Genomic DNA, 15,918 nt, shown 5'->3' on the forward strand with positions numbered 1-15,918 from the left:
TCGACACCTTCGATGATGGACGGTCGGGATTGTGCAGCGCCGCGCGGACGTCGCGCGGCCCAGGCTTCAGTCGTAGTAGCCGAGAATCGACTTGACCTCCATGTACTCCTCCATCCCTTCGACGCCGTACTCGCGGCCGTTGCCCGACTGTTTGTAGCCGCCGAACGGCGCCTGCGGGTCCCACGCCGGGTAGTTCAGATGCACCTGCCCGGCCCGGATGCGGGCCGCGACGGCGCGCGTGCGTTCCCTGTCGGCGCCCTGCACGTGTGCGCCCAGCCCGTACACCGTGTCGTTCGCGATGGCGACGGCTTCGTCGATGCTGTCGTAAGGCAGGATCGCGAGCACCGGGCCGAAGATCTCCTGCTGCGCGATCGCCATGCCGGTGCGCACGTCGGAGAAGATCGTCGGGCGCGCATAGAAGCCGCGCTCGCATCCCGCCGGGCGGCCGGGGCCGCCCGCGATCAGCTTCGCGCCTTCGGCGACGCCCACGTCGATCATCTGCGCGACCCGCTCGAACTGCGCGCGATTGGCGAGCGGCCCGTGCGTCGTGGCGTCGGCGAACGGATCGCCGACCACGCAACGCTGCGCCGCGGCCACAGCGAGCGCCTCGACCGCGCCGAGCGCTGCGCGCGGCACGATCATGCGGGTCGGCGCGCTGCACGACTGCCCCATGTTGCGGAACGCGGCGGCCACGCCCGGCGCGATGGCGCGCTCCAGGTCGGCATCGGGCAGCACGACGTTCGGCGACTTGCCGCCGAGCTCCTGTGCGACGCGCTTGACGGTCGGCGCCGCGGCCTGCGCGACCAGCACGCCGGCGCGCGTCGAGCCGGTGATCGACACCATGTCGACCAGCGGATGCGACGACAGCGCGGCGCCCACCTCCGCGCCGGTGCCGCTCACCAGGTTGAATACGCCCGCCGGCACGCCCGCATCGGCGAGCACTTCCGCAAACAGCAGCGCGCTGAGCGGCGACAGCTCGCTCGGCTTCAGCACCACCGTGCAGCCCGCCGCGAGCGCCGGGCCGACCTTCGCGGTGATCTGATAGATCGGCCAGTTCCACGGCGTGATCAGCGCGCATACGCCGATCGGCTCGCGCACGATCGCGGTCGTGCCGCGCTGCTTGCGGAACGGGTAATCGGCCAGGTTGTCGCGCGCGACCCGGATATGTTCGGCGGCGAGCGGCACGTGCGCGCTGCGCGCATAGCCGAGCGGCGCGCCCATCTCCAGCGCGAGCGCCGTCGCGAACCGCTCGGCGCGCTCGAGCAGCAGCCGATGCACGCGGTCGAGCAGCGCCGCGCGTTCCTGCGGCGACGTCGCGGCCCAACCGGGGAATGCACGGCGCGCGGCGAGCACCGCGCGATCGGCGTCGCGCGCGCTGCCGAGCGGGATCTCGCACAGCGTGTCTTCCGTCGACGGGCAGACGACCGCGAAGCGGCCGCCGCCGTCGGGCGCGACCCAGTCGCCGTCGATGAAGAAGCGCTCGAGCCGGCCGGCGTCGAGCAGATGACGAACCGGTGATTGGTCGTAAGAAGTCATTGGAGTGTGTCCTTGAGTCGGTACCATGCGCCGACGAACGGCAGAAACCACGGTTTGCCGAAGTGGCCGGGAATCGCCGGCCAGTCGAAACGTTGCCACGGGTTGAGATCGGCGCGCCCGTCCATGATCTCGGCCATCAGCGTCCCCATCAGCGTGGCCATGTGGGTGCCGTGGCCGCTGTAGCCCATCGAGTAATACACGCCATCGCGCTCGCCGGCGCGCGGCAGCCGGTCGGCGGTCATGTCGACCATGCCGCCCCAGCAGTAGTCGACGCGCACGTTCGCCAGCTCGGGAAACACGGCGGCCATCTGACGGCGCAGGATCAGTCCGCTCTTTTCGTCCGAACGCGGGTTCGAGGTGGCGAAACGCGCGCGCCCGCCGAACAGCAGCCGGTGATCCGGCGTCACGCGGAAGAAATTCACGAAGTTCTTGGTGTCGGTGACCATCCGGCGGGTCGGCAGCAGGCGGTCGAGCAGTTCGCGCGGCAGCGGCTCGGTGACGATGATGAACGCGCCGACCGGCACGATCCTGCGCCGGATCCAGCCGAACGGCCCCACCTGCGAGATCCCGCTCGCGAGCAGCACCTGACGCGCGCGGATCTCGCCGAGCGGCGTGCGCAGCGCGTATGCGCCGCCCGCGTCGCGCTTCATCCCGAGCACCGGCGCATGTTCGACGACGTGCGCGCCGCGCGCCTGCGCGGCGTTGGCGAGGCCGCGCACATACCGGCCGACGTGCATCCCGGCGCTCTTCTCGAACAGCAAGCCGCCGTGGTAGCGGCTCGATCCGATCTCGTCGCGCAGCTGCGCCCTGGTCACGATGCGCGTGTCGCGATCGACGTTCGCGGCGAGCAGCGCCTGACTGCGCACGAGCTTGTCGTAGTGCGCGGGCTTCGCCGCGAGCTTGAGCTTGCCGCGCCGCACGAAATCGCAATCGATCGACTCTTCTTCGACCAGACGCTCGACCATGTCGACGCCCGCGTCGAACGCCTGATACAGCCGGTTCGCCAGCTCGGTGCCGATGCGCTGCGACAGCATCGCGTAGTCCTGCGCGAAGCCGTTGTTGCACATGCCGCCGTTGCGGCCCGACGCGGCGTGCCCGACGGTGCCGGCTTCGCACACCACCACGCGCGCGCCCTTCTTCGCGAGCGCGAGCGCGGCCGCCGAACCGGTGATCCCGGCGCCCACGACGGCCACGTCGCACGTTCCGTCCGGCAGCTCAGGCGAGCGGCTCGCGAAGGGCTCGGACGTATCGAGCCAATAGGAACCGAAACGCATCACGCACTCCATTGTCGGCCGCACCATGCCGCGAGGCATGGTGCGCATTGTTCGCGTCGCATCGCGTCGCACCGCTTCGTATCGTCTGCCTGCGCGAGCGGCGCGTGACGACGCGCAGCGTCGTCACGCCGCCGGCGTCGGCCTAGAAATCGGCGACCTTGCCCCACGCGGAATCGCTGAACCGGCCCGGCCGGTACGGCGTCGGGTCCACCAGCGGTTGCGCGCCCGTCACGAGATCGGCGATCAGGTGCCCGGCGCCGGGGCCGATGCCGAAGCCGTGGCCGGAAAAGCCCGCCGCGAGCACGAGGCCCGGCACGCCCGGCAGTTCGCCGATCCCCGGCACGCCGTCCGGCGTGCTGTCGACGAAGCCGGCCCACGCATGCGTGATCGTCGCGTCGCGCAGCTCGGGCAACAGCTCGACCGCACGGCGATACGTTTCGTTGACCGTCGGCAGATCGGGCTTCGGGTCGAGGATGCGCACGCGCTCCATCGGCGTCGGCGCATCGAGACGCCAGCGCTTCAGCGTTTCATGGCCGCCGCGCACGCCTTCGAGGCCGCCCGGCAGAAGATTGCGCCAGCGCTTCGCGAACATCGGCACGAACTGCGGCGCGAAGCGCAGGAACTGCGCGGTCGGGTCGACGCGCGCGCGGCCGCTGATGGCCAGCGCGTAGCGGCCGTCGCTGCGGCGCGTCGCCGACACGCCGGACGTATACAGCGCGCCCGGCAGCGCCTGCTCGACCGGCGACACGCTCAGGATCGACTGGCGGATCGACGCCTGCGGAAACCGGACACCCAGCTGCCGGCAGAACGACGACGCCCACGCGCCGCCGGCGAGCACGACCTTGCGGGTCTTGATGACGCCGGCCTCCGTGATGACGCCCGCGACGCGCCCGGCCGCCAGTTCGATGCCGCGCGCGGCGCAGTGCTGGTGGACGCTGCCGCCGAGCTTCATCAGCGCGGCGGCGACGGCCGGCGCGGCCTTCTCCGGGTCGGCGGTGCCGTCGCTCGGCGAGAACACGCCGCCTTTCCACGCACGCCCGGTCGCGCGCCCGCGCTCGCCGGCCTGCTTGCTGTCGAGCATGTAGGTCGTCACGCCCGCCGTCTTCGCGAATTCGCCCCAGCTCGCCCAGCGCGACAGCTCGGCCTCGTCGTTGCTCAGGTACAGCAGCCCGCAGCGGTGAAAGCCGGTGTCCTCGCCGGATTCGGCCGCGAAGCGCTCCCACAGGTCGATGCTCTTGCTCGCCATCGGCAGCTCGCGCTCGTCGCGGTTCTGCTGCCGGCACCAGCCCCAGTTGCGGCTCGATTGCTCGGCGCCGATACGGCCCTTCTCGACCAGCGCGACCGACACCCCGCGCCGGGCGAGGTAGTACGCGGTGAAGACGCCGATGATGCCGCCGCCGATCACGACGACATCTGCTTCGGCCGGCAGCGTCGGCGACGTTTCTATTTGGCGCAGCGGAGGCGACATGTTCAGTTCCGTTCGGTTGATGCGTTGACGTTCTGCACGACGTAAAACTTGGCCACGTGCTCGCGGCTTTCCCACCCGATCGGCGCGCCGCGCGGCACGAACAGCGCGTCGCCGGCGCCGAGCGTCAGCACGCTGCCGTCGGGCGCGGCGAAGCGCACGCTGCCGGCCAGCAGGAACATGAATTCGTTGACGCGATGCGGCCGGACGATCCGGTGATACGGCGTCGAATCCCAGGTGCCCGCGCAGTGGCCGATGCCGTCTTCGACGAACACGTTGTCGCTGCGGCAGTCCGGCGCCGGGCCGAGCAGCACGTCGGGCGGCAGCGACGCCGAGGGCTTGAAGTCGGCGTCGGCGCGCAGCGCGACCAGGCCGCGCTTGGTCGGCTGCGGGCACGCGGCGGCGCAGAACACGAGCCGCACCGGCGACGCCGCGCCGATGCGCAGCGCGGTGCCGGCGCCGATGACCGCACCCTGTCCCGGCCCCAGCACCAGGCGGGCGCCGCCCGCTGCGTCGAGCGTCAGCTCGCCTTCGACGACGACGATGCTTTCGACGTGCGGATAACGCGCGACGTCGAGCTCGCCGACGAAGCCGATCCGGCCGGCCGCCATCGCGTCGGGGCCTTCCCACGCGATCTCGCGCTCACGCGCGAACGGGTCGTGCTCGCCGAACGCCTGCTGGCGAAACGCGGTTGTGTCAGCCGTGCCGTCGGCGCGGTGCAATACGTAAGCTGCGGTCATTTCTGCTCCAGCCGATGCGCGACGACGTGGCAGCCCAGCGGTCGCGCGTGTTGCAAAATATGCGTTTGCGGACGTCGGGTCCGCGCACGCGTCGGCGCACTCGATCGCGGTTGCGCCACTTGCGAACCATTGTGTCGCGTCGGTTCGCTTCCCGGATTAACGCCTCACAAAACCATCGTTAAGCGCCGGTTAATGCGGCAGACGTGCCCGCACCTCCCGTCGCGACCCGCGCCTATGCAACGTGACAGGGCGTGTCGCGGCGCTCGGCGCGCGCGTGCCGCGGCGCCGCGCGCAGCGCCGCGCCGTCCTGCCGCGCGCCCACGTAGTCGCGCGGCGTGACGCCGAGCACGCGGCGAAAATGCCGGCACAGATGGCTCTGATCGAAGAAGCCGACGTCGGTCGCGACGACCGAAGGCGCCAGCCCCGCGCGCAGCAGCTCCTGCGCGCGTCGCACGCGCACCAGGCACAGATAGCGATGCGGCGACAGGCCGACTTCGCCGCGAAAGCGCGCGGTGAAGCGCGACACGCTCAGGCCGGCGACGGCCGCGAGCGTGTCGAGGTTCAGCGGCTGCGCGAACGACGCGTCGATGGTGCGCAGCACGTCGCCGATCGCGGGCGATACGGAACACGGCGCGGAATACGGGGCGCGCCGGGCGCGCGTTGCGTCGCGTTCGGGCGCAACGGGAAACAGGGTCGCCATGCTCGCGGTCCTCATGCGGCCGCGCACGCGGCGGGCGGACAAACGAATCGTGCGGTCATATCCAGTCCTTGCGGCATTCGCTTCAGTGCAGGAAGTCCTGCACCCGGTAATAGGCGCCGACCAACGGCAGGAACCACGCGTGGCCGAAATGGCCCGGCATCGCCGGCCAGTCGAGCTCGCGCCACGGATTCGACGCGGCCGCGCCGTACAGCACGTCGGCCATCACGCGGCCCATGTGTACGGCCATCTGCACGCCGTGGCCGCTGTAGCCCATCGAGTAATAGAGCCCGTCGTGCTGGCCCGCCCTCGGCAGCCGGTCGGCCGTGATGTCGACCAGCCCGCCCCAGCAGTAATCGAGCCGCACCGCCGCCAGCTCGGGGAAATAGCCGGCGAGGCCCGCGCGCAGGATCTCGCCGCTTTTCGCGTCGGAGCGCGGGCTCGACATCGCGAAGCGCGCGCGGCCGCCGAACAGCAGCCGGTTGTCGGGCGTGACGCGGAAGTAGTTGCCGATCTGGCGCGACGTCACGTACGCGCGGCGATGCACGAACAGCCGGTTCAGCTGCGCGTCGGGCAGCGGCTCGGTGACGACGATGAAACTGCCGACCGGCGCGATGCGCCGCCTGAACCACGCGAACGGCCCGTGCTGCGATGCGCCGGTCGCGACCAGCACGCGATCGGCGACGATCGTGCCGCGCGTGCTGACGATCGTGTGACGCTCGCCGCCGAGCCGCTCGATCTGCGTGACCGCCGCGTGCTCGTAGATGCGGGCGCCCGCCCGCACCGCCGCCTGCGCGAGGCCGACGCCGAACTTGCCCATGTGCATCTGCACGCCGTTGTGCTGCAACAGCCCGCCGTGGAAACCGTCGGAGCCGATCTCGTCGCGCACGCGCGACGGCTCGATCAGCTCGATGTCGGCATCGACGTCGCGGCGCAGCGCGTCGTACGTCTTCGCCAGCGCCGCGAAATGCTGCGGCTTCGCGGCGAGCTTGAGCTTGCCGGCGCGCCGGAAATCGCAATCGATCGCGTGTTCGGCGACGAGCGCCTCGACGCTTTTCACGGCGCTCTCGTATGCCCGATAGAACTGCCGCGCCGGCTCCGCGCCGATGCGCGCGGCCAGCGACGCGTAGTCCTGGGCGACGCCGGTGTTGCACTGTCCGCCGTTGCGCCCCGACGCTTCGCCGGCGATCTGCGCGGCTTCCAGCACGACGACCGAGACGCCGCGCTGCGCCAGTGCGAGCGCGGCCGACAGACCGGTGAAGCCGCCGCCGATCACGACCACGTCGGCGCGCCCGTCGACGGGGCCTTCGCAGCCGGCATGAAACGGCGGACGAGTATCCAGCCAGTACGATTCGAATTTCATCCGATCCTTCTCGAACATTGCGGCGGACGCGATCGGCGATCGCTCACCGGAAACCATTTAATCACCGTCAAAAAGCGCATTTGCCGCGTATTCGTGCGCGGCACGCGCCGGTTGCATCGTTTTGCACGACCGCCGCAGCACACTGTGCGCAGCGCTCGTCTGCATCGGCCATGAGCCGTGAGTCACGAGCCGCCGGCGCGACACACACATCGCGCTACAGCCGCACCGGCTGCCCCAGCGCGGCGCCTTCGGGCTGCGGCTCGGCCTGGAATCGCGCGAGATCTTCCTCGCTGCGGTGGCACAGCACCTGTGCGCCGTTGCCGAGTGTGCGCAGCGGCGGCGCGGCGAGGTTGCACACGCCGTCCACCCGCATCGCGCAGCGGGACAGGAACGGACACAGGCCGGCGTCGTCGGCGCTCGCGCCGATCGGCACGAGCGGCCGATGGCAGCGCTCGGCGGCGACGTCGAGCCAGCCCGCGCGCAATTCCGGCGCCGACGACACCAGCAGATGCGAATACGGGTGGTACGGCGGCGCGCACAGCGCGTCGCGGCTGCCCGTCTCCACGCGCCGGCCCGCGTACAGCACGACGATGTCGTCGCTGATCGCGCGCACCTTCGCAATGTCGTGCGTGATGAACACGTACGACACGCCGAGCTTCGCCTGCAGATCGCGCAGCAAGTCGATGATCGCGGCGCCGACGACCGTATCCAGCGCCGACGTGACCTCGTCGCACAGGATCAGGTCGGGCTCGGCCGCCAGCGCGCGCGCGAGGTTCACGCGCTGCTTCTGTCCGCCGGACAGCTCGCCGGTGCGGCGCGCGGCGACCGCCGGCGGCAGCCGCACGAGTTCGAGCAGCTCGGCGACGCGCTGCCGCGCACGCGCGCCCTTGATGCCGTGATAGAACGCAAGCGGCCGCGCGAGCGTCCGCTCGACGGTATGCACCGGATTGAGCGCGGTATCGGCGTTCTGGAACACGATCTGCACGCGCCGGTGCTGCTCCTTCGAGCGCTTGCCGATGTCGAGCGCGAGCGGCTGGCCGTCGAGCAGGATCTGGCCGGCCGTCGCCGGCACGAGCCCCGCGATCACCTTCGCGAGCGTGGTCTTGCCGGAGCCCGATTCGCCGATCACGCCGACCGTCTGGCCGCGCCCGATGCGCAGGTCGACCTCATGCAGGATCACCTTCGCGGGCCAGCCTTGCGCGTTACGGGCGCCGTAGCCGGCGATCGCGCCGCGCACGTCGAGCAGCGGCGCCGGCGCGGCGGCCGGCGCCTGCGGCTCGCGTGCGGCACCGTCGGGCGTGACGGCCGCGATCAGGCTTTGCGTATACGGATGGGCCGGCGCATGCAGGATCTGTTCGGTCGCGCCCGCCTCGCGGATCACGCCGTCGCTCAGCACGACGATCCGGTCGGCCATCTGCGCGACCACCGCCAGATCGTGCGACACGTACACCGCGCTCATCCCGCAATCCCGGATCACGCGCTTGAACGCCTGCAGCACGTCGATCTGCGTGGTCACGTCGAGCGCGGTCGTCGGCTCGTCGAGGATCACGAGCTCCGGATCGGTGATCAGCGCCATCGCCGCCATCAGTCGCTGCAACTGGCCGCCCGACACCTGGTGCGGATAGCGCCTGCCGATCGTCTCGGGCTCCGGCAGCGCGAGCGCGCGGAACAGCTCGACCGCCTTCGCCTGCGCAGCGCGCTTCGTCATCGTGCGGTGGATCAGCGCGCTCTCGATCACCTGATCGAGGATCGTGCGCGACGGGTTGAACGCGGCCGCCGCGCTCTGCGCGATGTACGCGACCTTGCGGCCGCGCAGCGCCGCGAGCGCCGGCGCGGACAGCGTGCAGACGTCGGCGCCGTCGAGCTTCACCGAGCCGCCGGCGATCCGGCAGCCCGCGCGCGCATGGCCCATCAGCGACAGCGCGATCGTCGTCTTGCCCGAGCCCGACTCGCCGATCAGCGCGAGCACCTCGCCGCGCCGGATGTCGAAGTCGACGCCGTGCACGATCGTCGTTTCCGCGCCGCCCGGACGTCCGCCGACCACGCGCAGCCCGCGCACCTCGACGAGCGGAGTCGATTCATCTCGCATCAGTGTTCTCCCGCGGCCGCGGCCGCGCCCTTGCGGCGGCCGCGGTGCGGCAGGCCGTCGATCAACAGGTTGACGCCCACCGTCAGGATCGCGATCGCGACCGCGGGCATGATGGCGACGGCCGAGCCGTCGCCGAGGCTCGCGATGTTCTCGCGCACCAGCGAGCCGAGGTCCGCATACGGCGGCTGCACGCCGAGCCCGAGAAAGCTCAGGCCGCTCAACAGCAGCACGACGAACGTGAAGCGCAGCCCGGTGTCCGCCAGCATCGGATGAATCATGTTCGGCAGCATCTCGACGCACGCGATGTACAGCGCGCTTTCGCCGCGCGCCTTCGCCACCTGCACGAACTCGAGCGTGCTGATGTTGACGGCCAGCGCGCGCGCGATCCGGTACGAGCCCGGCATGTAGCTGACCGCGGCGGTCAGCACCAGCAGCGGCAGCGACGAGCCGAACGCGGCCACCAGCATCAGCGCGAACATCTTCGACGGAATCGACGTGAGCGCATCGAGCAGGCGGCTCATCGTCTCGTCCACCGCGCGGCCCGACACGGTGGCGAGCAGCCCGAGCGTCGTGCCGGTCAGCGCGGCGAGCAGCACCGCCGCGAGCGCGAGCAGCACGGTCAGCCGGGTGCCGTACAGGATGCGGCTCAGCATGTCGCGGCCGAGGAAGTCGGAGCCGAACGGCAGCTTCGCGCTGAACGCCGCGAACACGTCGGGCGTGACGATCGTGCCGACGTCGTGCGGCGCGAGCAGCGGCGCGAACACCGCGATGAACAGCATCAGCGCGACCATCGCGAGGCCGGCGCGGCCGCCGCCGGTCAGGGCGAGCCGCGGCGCGCGACGCTTGCGCGGCGCGCCGGGCGTGGGCGCGGCAGGCGGCGGGCCGCCGCGCGACGGGCGCGGGTCGCCGGACGGCGGCAGCGTGCTGCTGCGTTGAACGGAATCGGTCGGTTGCATGATCGGCATCTCGGAAGAAAGCGAAACACTCAGGTGCGCAGGCGCGGGTTCGACACGATCGAGCACAGATCGGCCAACAGCACGAGCAGCAGATACGCGACGCAGAAGATCAGCGTGCACGCCTGCACGAGCGGGAAGTCGCGGTTGCCGACGGCATCGACCATCAGGCTCGCGAGGCCCGGATAGTTGAAGATCGTCTCGACGACGATCACGCCGCCGAGCAGATACGACAGGCTCAGCGCGATCGCATTCGCGATCGGGCCGATCGCGTTGGGCAGCGCATGGCGCAGCACGACGCGCGCGGGGCTCGCGCCCTTCAGCACGGCCATCTCGACGTACGATGCGCTCAGCTGCTCAATCACCGCGGCGCGCGTCATGCGCGCCATCTGGGCGATCACGACCGCGCACAGCGTCAGCACCGGCATCGCGTACGCGCGCAGGAAGTCGTGCATGCCGTCGATCGGGCCGCCGTACGACAGCGCGGACAGCCAGTGCAGCTTCACCGCCAGCACGAGCACGGCGACCGTCGCGATCAGGAATTCGGGCGTCGCGACCAGCGCCAGCGTGCCGAGGCTGATCACGCGATCGACCACCGACTCGCGCTTCACCGCCGCGACGATGCCGAGCAGCAGCGCGATCGGCACCGACACGGCGGTCGTGATCGCGGCGAGCGCGAGCGACTTCGGCAGGCGTCCGCCGATCATCTCCGACACCGGCAGGTCGCCCGACAGCGAGCGGCCGAAATCGCCGTGCAGCAGGCCGCCGAGCCAATGCAGATAGCGCACGTGCGCCGGCATGTCGAGGCCGAACTGCTGGCGCAGCGCGGCGACCGTCTCGGGCGTGGCGGACTGGCCGAGCGCGGCCTGTGCGGCGTCGCCCGGCAGCAGGTTCGTGATCGTGAAGATGATCGCGGACACGATCAGCAGCGTCAGCGCGGTGACCGCGATGCGCCGGCCGATCAGCCCGAGCAGGATTCGGTTCATGGGCTTGCGTTCCCGAAAAGGCCGCGTGCGGCCGGCGCGCTCAGCGGCGCCGGCCGCACGGCGGCAGCAGGCAATGGCGTCAGGCGTTCCACCAGACGTGCTCGGCGAACATGCCGCCCATCATCGGACCGGTCGGGATCGAGCCGAGGCCCGAGAGCCGCTTGTCGTAACCGTCGAGGAAGCTGATGAACGACGGAATCCCGACCCGGCCCTGCTGCGCGACGAGCACCTGCATCTCGCCGTACATCTGCTTGCGTTTCGCGTCGTCGGTTTCCGAGCGCGCGGCGAGCAGCAACTGGTCGAACTTCGCGTTCTTCCAGCCCGACTCGTTCCACGGCGCGTCCGACTTGAAGAACTGCGTGAACAGCACGTCGGCGCTCGAGCGCGGGTTGATGTTGCCGAAGCCGAGCGGATGCTTCATCCAGTGGTTCGACCAGTAGCCGTCCGGCGACACGCGGTTCACCTGCAGGTTCAGCCCGATCTTCGCGCCGGCCTGCTGGAGCAGCACGGCCATCTCGATCGAGCCGTTCGCGTCGGAGGTCGCATAGATCGGCGGCAGCGTGGCGCCGAGCGCGCCGGCCTTCTGGAACAGGAACTTCGCCTTGTCCGGATCGTGCGGCCGCTGCGGCAGCGACGCGTTGAAGTAGCGATGCCCCGGCGGGATCGGCTGATCGTTGCCGATCACCGCGTAGCCGCGGAACACCGCCGAGCGGATCTGCTCGCGATCGAACAGGTACTTCATCCCTTCGACGAAATCCGGGTTCGCGGTGATCGGGTTCTCGCTGCGCATGATCAGGTCGGTGTACAGGCCCGACTTGGTTTCCTTCAGCGCATAGCCGGGCGTCGACGCGACGCGCTGCGTCGAGCGCGGATCGATCGAGTTGATCAGGTGCACGTCGCCCGACAGCAGCGCGTTCAGGCGGGCGGCGTTGTCGCTGATGCCGATCATCTCGATCTCGTCGAGATACGGCATGCCCGGCTTGAAGTAGCTGTCGTTGCGCACGCCGATGGTCGATACGCCGGGCTTGAACGACTTCAGCTTGTAGGGGCCGCAGCCGATCCCGGTGCTGAAGTCGGTGGTGCCGTCCTTGACGATCACGAGCTGCGGCGTCGCGAGGATCACCGGCAGGTCGGCGTTCGAGCTGGCGAGCGTCAACGTGACTTCGTCGGGGCCGCTCGCCTTCACGTCGGCGAACTGGTCGGCGAGCGTCTTGACCTTCGATGCGGTCGCGGCGTTCTTGTGGCGCAGCAGCGAGAACACCACGTCGGCCGGGCCGACCGGTTTGCCGTCGTGGAACGTGACGCCCTTGCGCAGCTTGATGATCCAGGTCTTCGCGTCGGTCGTCTGGAGCGACTCGGCGAGGTTCATCTGCGGCGTCAGGCTCGCGTCGAGCTGCGTGAGGCCGCTGTAGAACATGAAGAAGCGAATGTAGTCGGCGCCGGTGGAGCCCTTGGCCGGGTCGAGCGTATCGGCCGTCGAGCTGGATTCGTTCGCAACCCGGATCTTGCCGCCGCGCTTGGGCGCCGGCGCGGCGAACGCCGACTGCGCGTCGAGCAGCAGTCCGCCGCCGCCGACGGCCATCATGCCGCTCGCCGCCATGACACGCATCATGTCGCGGCGCGTGAAGCCGCCCTTGCCGCTGCCGTTGTCGATATCGTCGTTCATCCGAACTGCTCCTGACTGTGGAAAGTGGGTCCTGGGGTCCAGCGTGGTTGTCGAATCCCGCCGCACCCGCATGCTGGTGGCGGGTACGACGTCGTGCAGTTGCAATTCATTTAAGCACCGCCAAAATGCGGTTTGTCGCGATTCGGGCCGGCCGCACGATACGAATCGACCGTTTTGGACCGCCCGCGCAGCATGAATTGCTGCGTGCCTGCGCGCGTCGCCGGGTGATGGACGCCCGGGCGTCGCGCTCGCGCCGCGCATGCCGATGAAGGGAATCGTAAAGCGGCACGCGCGGCAGATTGCACCGACAAAATTGAGGATTCGGCGTCCGAAACGCGTTCGGCGCGCGCAAACGGCATGTTCGAGTGGAATGTGCGGGCGTGCGGCGGTGCGGCGGCGGGGGGAGATTCAGCAGATGAAAATGAGGGGCTTCGGGCGAAGCGGGTTTGGCCGAGGGTGCGGGGCGAGGTGGTACCGGGCCTGGATACGGGCCTGGATACGGGCTTGGGCTCGGGTACGGGCTGAATACGTGCGGGATACGCACGTGATGCGGGCGCAATGCGAGCGTGACGTGCCTGATCGCGTCAATCTGGATCGACGACGGCACCGCGCGTCACATCAGGGACGCACAGCTTGCTGAATTCGCGCGCGCCAGGATCCGGCGTGCATGTTCGTATGGCTTGAGCTGCCGCCGCCGTGGCGTGCTGACGATTTCGCCGCCAATGCGAAGGCGCGCGGCGTGGTGGTGATGCCGTCGTCGGCGTTTGCCGTGGACCGTTCGGAGATCGAGCACGGCGTGCGCATCAACCGCGCGTGCGCGACGCGCCGTGATCAACGGGTGAGTGCGTCAAGGTTGTTGACCGGAACGCTCGAAGACCGTCCGAGCGCGCTGTTCGGGACGATCTGATGCTGGCTGACCGGTGTTGCGGAGGGCGGTCGTCGATTCACGAGTTGCACGTCGCGAATTGAAGTCGTCACCGGCCACCGCCGCACCGAGATCTTTCTAGAGCGGCAGGGTCATGTTTGTAGCCGGAAGAAGCCGACCGTCGCGTGCAGGTCGCGTCCCTGCACGCTCAGCGATTCGGACGCCGCCGCGATTTCCTCGACGAGCGCCGCGTTCTGCTGCGTGTTCTGGTCCATCGACGCGACCGCCTGGTTGACCTCGTCGATGGCGCGGCTCTGCTCCTCGGCCGCAGCCGAAATTTCGGTGGTGATCTGGGCGACGTTGCCCACCGCCGCGTTAAGTTCCGCGATGGTCTTGCCGGCCAGCCCGATCTGGCTGGCGCCTTCGCGCACGTTGCTGACCGAGGTTTCGAGCAGCGCCTTGATCTCCTTCGCCGCGCTGGTCGAGCGCTGCGCGAGGTTGCGCACTTCGGAGGCGACTACCGCGAAGCCGCGGCCGCTCTCGCCGGCCCGCGCGGATTCCACTGCTGCGTTGAGCGCCAGGATGTTGGTCTGGAACGCGATACCCTCGATGATCCCGACGATGCCGATGACGCGCTCTGATTCGTTGACGGCCGCCAGCATGGTTTTCGCGGCATCGGCCACCGCCTCGTCGCCGCGGCACGCGGTGGCGACGGCGCCGGACGCGATCGCGTTGGCGTGCTTGGCGCGATCGGCGGCCTCCCGCACCGTGCTGGCCAGTTGCTCCATGCTGGCCGCGGTCTGCTGGATCGAGGCGGCCTGCTGCTCGGTTCGGGCAGATAGGTCGTTGTTGCCGGAAGAGACTTCGCGCGAGGCGGTTTCGAGATGGTTGATGCTCGACGACACCTTGACGAGCACGCCGTGCAGCTTCTCGACGAACGCATTGAAGCGGCCCGCGAGCAGCCCGACCTCGTCGCTGTTGACGACCGGCAGGCGCCGCGTCAGGTCGCCGTCGCCGACCGCGATCTCGTGCATCGAATCCGCGAGCGTGCGCAGCGGTACCACGATTTGCCGGCTCAGCACGACCATCGCGAACAGCGCGATCACGATCACCAGCGCGCCCGTGCCGACCAGCTGGAAGGTTAGCCGGTTCGCGGCAGCCATCATCTCGGCCTCCGGCTCGAGCGCGTAGTAACGCCACCCGTTTTTGCGCGACGTGTAGGCATAGGCCTGGTAGCGGGTCGAGTCGATCGTCACGACAGCGCGGCCGTCGGCGGCGGACGCGAGTTGGTCGTAGCCACCGCCGAGCGACTTGAATTCCTTGAATTCGTGGCTCTTGTCGCGCGGATCGATCAGCACCTTGCCGTTGTTGTCGGTCACGATCAGATAACCACTCTGGCCGAAGCGGATGCCGCTGGTGAGCTTGGCGAAGCCTTCGAGGGAGAGGTCACCCTCGAGCACGCCCAGCACTTCGCCGCCGGCGTTTTTGACCACCCGCGCGAACGGAATGATCGCGCCGCCGGAGCCCGCCGCGCTCAGGTACGGCGCGGGCCGCGCCACGCGGTCGGGGGTTGCCATGGCGGCGGTATACCACGGCCGCTGACGGGGATCGTAGTGGTCGCCGTTCATGGTTTCCAACGGCCACTGCACGTAACCGCCCCAGTGCGTGCCGATATCGAGGTAGCGCATGTTGGGGTGCGCGTCGCCGAACTGCTTGAGTACCGTGAAGATGCGCTGCTCGACGCCACCGTTGCTGTCAGGCGTCATCTTGCCGGTGTGGGTCAGATAGTTCGTGATGGTGGCGTCGGCCGACGTCAACTCGGGGGTTTGTGCGAGATACGTGAGGTTTTGCTCGACTTCGCTGAAGGTTCCGTCGAGCGAGCCGTCAGCCTGTGTGATGCGCGCTTGGCTCGATTGCTCGAACTCGCTGACGGCCTGGTGGCGCACGTTCAGCGCGCCGACGGTCGCCAGCACGGCGACGCTGAGAACCAGCGCAGTACCGAACGCAAGGTTGATCTTGAAACCGATCGAATTCGATACTTTCATTCCGATTCTTCAGAGGATTGGTTTGGCGGCCCCGGAAACCGCATCAACAGCCCACCCGGCAGACGTATTTTCGACAAGGCCTTGGAATTTCTTGAGGGGCGGGAAAACCCTTACAGAGATGTTCCGGGTGCAATGGCTCGTAGTCGGCATAGATGCGACGGAGGTCCCCTGACCTGCTCCCGGCGTTTAGTACGGTGACGGTGTAGGGTCCGTTCCAGAGAGGAACGGCAATGAAAAGG

Annotated in this window: 11 protein-coding genes and 1 pseudogene; 1 reads left to right on the plus strand and 11 read right to left on the minus strand. The window is 69.3% G+C overall.

All coding sequences use genetic code 11. The annotated features are described in order from the left end of the window. Positions 1–66: 66 nt before the first annotated feature. The 10 genes from C3Y15_RS26220 to C3Y15_RS26265 all read right to left on the minus strand — a co-directional run bounded on the left by C3Y15_RS26220 (position 67) and on the right by C3Y15_RS26265 (position 12,769). Positions 67–1,536: an aldehyde dehydrogenase family protein gene (locus C3Y15_RS26220; protein WP_059548690.1), complete on the minus strand. Its 1,470-nt coding sequence runs from the start codon at positions 1,534–1,536 to the stop codon at positions 67–69. Continuing rightward, complete coding sequence (locus C3Y15_RS26225) at positions 1,533–2,810, minus strand: FAD-binding oxidoreductase (RefSeq protein WP_046427199.1); 1,278 nt, start codon at positions 2,808–2,810, stop codon at positions 1,533–1,535. Before C3Y15_RS26225 ends, C3Y15_RS26220 begins: the two co-directional genes overlap by 4 nt. Positions 2,811–2,952: 142 nt before the next feature. Further along, positions 2,953–4,278 (minus strand): FAD-binding oxidoreductase, encoded by a 1,326-nt coding sequence (locus tag C3Y15_RS26230; protein ID WP_046427155.1) that lies wholly within the window; start codon positions 4,276–4,278, stop codon positions 2,953–2,955. 2 nt (positions 4,279–4,280) lie between these two features. Beyond that, positions 4,281–5,015 (minus strand): cupin domain-containing protein, encoded by a 735-nt coding sequence (locus C3Y15_RS26235; protein ID WP_059456689.1) that lies wholly within the window; start codon positions 5,013–5,015, stop codon positions 4,281–4,283. A gap of 232 nt (positions 5,016–5,247) precedes the next feature. Continuing rightward, on the minus strand, positions 5,248–5,715 hold the full coding sequence (locus C3Y15_RS26240; RefSeq protein WP_224024850.1) for an AraC family transcriptional regulator: 468 nt from the start codon (positions 5,713–5,715) through the stop codon (positions 5,248–5,250). Between the two features lie 82 nt (positions 5,716–5,797). Then, positions 5,798–7,132 (minus strand): FAD-dependent oxidoreductase, encoded by a 1,335-nt coding sequence (locus C3Y15_RS26245; RefSeq protein WP_175949241.1) that lies wholly within the window; start codon positions 7,130–7,132, stop codon positions 5,798–5,800. A 157-nt stretch (positions 7,133–7,289) separates the two neighbouring features. Next, complete coding sequence (locus C3Y15_RS26250; RefSeq protein ID WP_059457699.1) at positions 7,290–9,164, minus strand: ABC transporter ATP-binding protein; 1,875 nt, start codon at positions 9,162–9,164, stop codon at positions 7,290–7,292. Next, the gene (locus tag C3Y15_RS26255; protein WP_014726135.1) at positions 9,164–10,120 is read right to left on the minus strand and encodes an ABC transporter permease; all 957 of its coding nucleotides are present in this window, start codon (positions 10,118–10,120) and stop codon (positions 9,164–9,166) included. Before C3Y15_RS26255 ends, C3Y15_RS26250 begins: the two co-directional genes overlap by 1 nt. A 29-nt stretch (positions 10,121–10,149) precedes the next feature. Beyond that, the gene (locus C3Y15_RS26260; protein ID WP_011880472.1) at positions 10,150–11,103 is read right to left on the minus strand and encodes an ABC transporter permease; all 954 of its coding nucleotides are present in this window, start codon (positions 11,101–11,103) and stop codon (positions 10,150–10,152) included. Positions 11,104–11,182: 79 nt separating this feature from the next. Further along, positions 11,183–12,769 (minus strand): ABC transporter substrate-binding protein, encoded by a 1,587-nt coding sequence (locus C3Y15_RS26265; RefSeq protein WP_059548687.1) that lies wholly within the window; start codon positions 12,767–12,769, stop codon positions 11,183–11,185. 560 nt (positions 12,770–13,329) lie between these two features. Between C3Y15_RS26265 and C3Y15_RS26275 the strand changes: the two are divergent. Continuing rightward, a pseudogene (locus C3Y15_RS26275) lies at positions 13,330–13,676 on the plus strand (PLP-dependent aminotransferase family protein); the annotation flags it as partial. A gap of 110 nt (positions 13,677–13,786) precedes the next feature. Here C3Y15_RS26275 and C3Y15_RS26280 read toward each other — a convergent pair. Continuing rightward, a complete protein-coding gene (locus C3Y15_RS26280; RefSeq protein WP_059457700.1) occupies positions 13,787–15,679 on the minus strand; it encodes a methyl-accepting chemotaxis protein in 1,893 nt (630 codons plus the stop codon). Positions 15,680–15,918 lie beyond the last annotated feature (239 nt).

This window comes from Burkholderia sp. B10 (assembly GCF_004368385.1).
GTDB lineage: Bacteria > Pseudomonadota > Gammaproteobacteria > Burkholderiales > Burkholderiaceae > Burkholderia > Burkholderia vietnamiensis.

Bases quoted from the DNA above. Each gene is read 5' to 3' on its own strand.
- C3Y15_RS26220 (WP_059548690.1), bottom strand. From the start codon at position 1,536: ATGACTTCTTACGACCAATCACCGGTTCGTCATCTGCTCGACGCCGGC.
- C3Y15_RS26225 (WP_046427199.1), bottom strand. From the start codon at position 2,810: ATGCGTTTCGGTTCCTATTGGCTCGATACGTCCGAGCCCTTCGCGAGC.
- C3Y15_RS26230 (WP_046427155.1), bottom strand. From the start codon at position 4,278: ATGTCGCCTCCGCTGCGCCAAATAGAAACGTCGCCGACGCTGCCGGCC.
- C3Y15_RS26235 (WP_059456689.1), bottom strand. From the start codon at position 5,015: ATGACCGCAGCTTACGTATTGCACCGCGCCGACGGCACGGCTGACACA.
- C3Y15_RS26240 (WP_224024850.1), bottom strand. From the start codon at position 5,715: ATGGCGACCCTGTTTCCCGTTGCGCCCGAACGCGACGCAACGCGCGCC.
- C3Y15_RS26245 (WP_175949241.1), bottom strand. From the start codon at position 7,132: ATGGTTTCCGGTGAGCGATCGCCGATCGCGTCCGCCGCAATGTTCGAG.
- C3Y15_RS26250 (WP_059457699.1), bottom strand. From the start codon at position 9,164: ATGCGAGATGAATCGACTCCGCTCGTCGAGGTGCGCGGGCTGCGCGTG.
- C3Y15_RS26255 (WP_014726135.1), bottom strand. From the start codon at position 10,120: ATGCAACCGACCGATTCCGTTCAACGCAGCAGCACGCTGCCGCCGTCC.
- C3Y15_RS26260 (WP_011880472.1), bottom strand. From the start codon at position 11,103: ATGAACCGAATCCTGCTCGGGCTGATCGGCCGGCGCATCGCGGTCACC.
- C3Y15_RS26265 (WP_059548687.1), bottom strand. From the start codon at position 12,769: ATGAACGACGATATCGACAACGGCAGCGGCAAGGGCGGCTTCACGCGC.
- C3Y15_RS26280 (WP_059457700.1), bottom strand. From the start codon at position 15,679: ATGAAAGTATCGAATTCGATCGGTTTCAAGATCAACCTTGCGTTCGGT.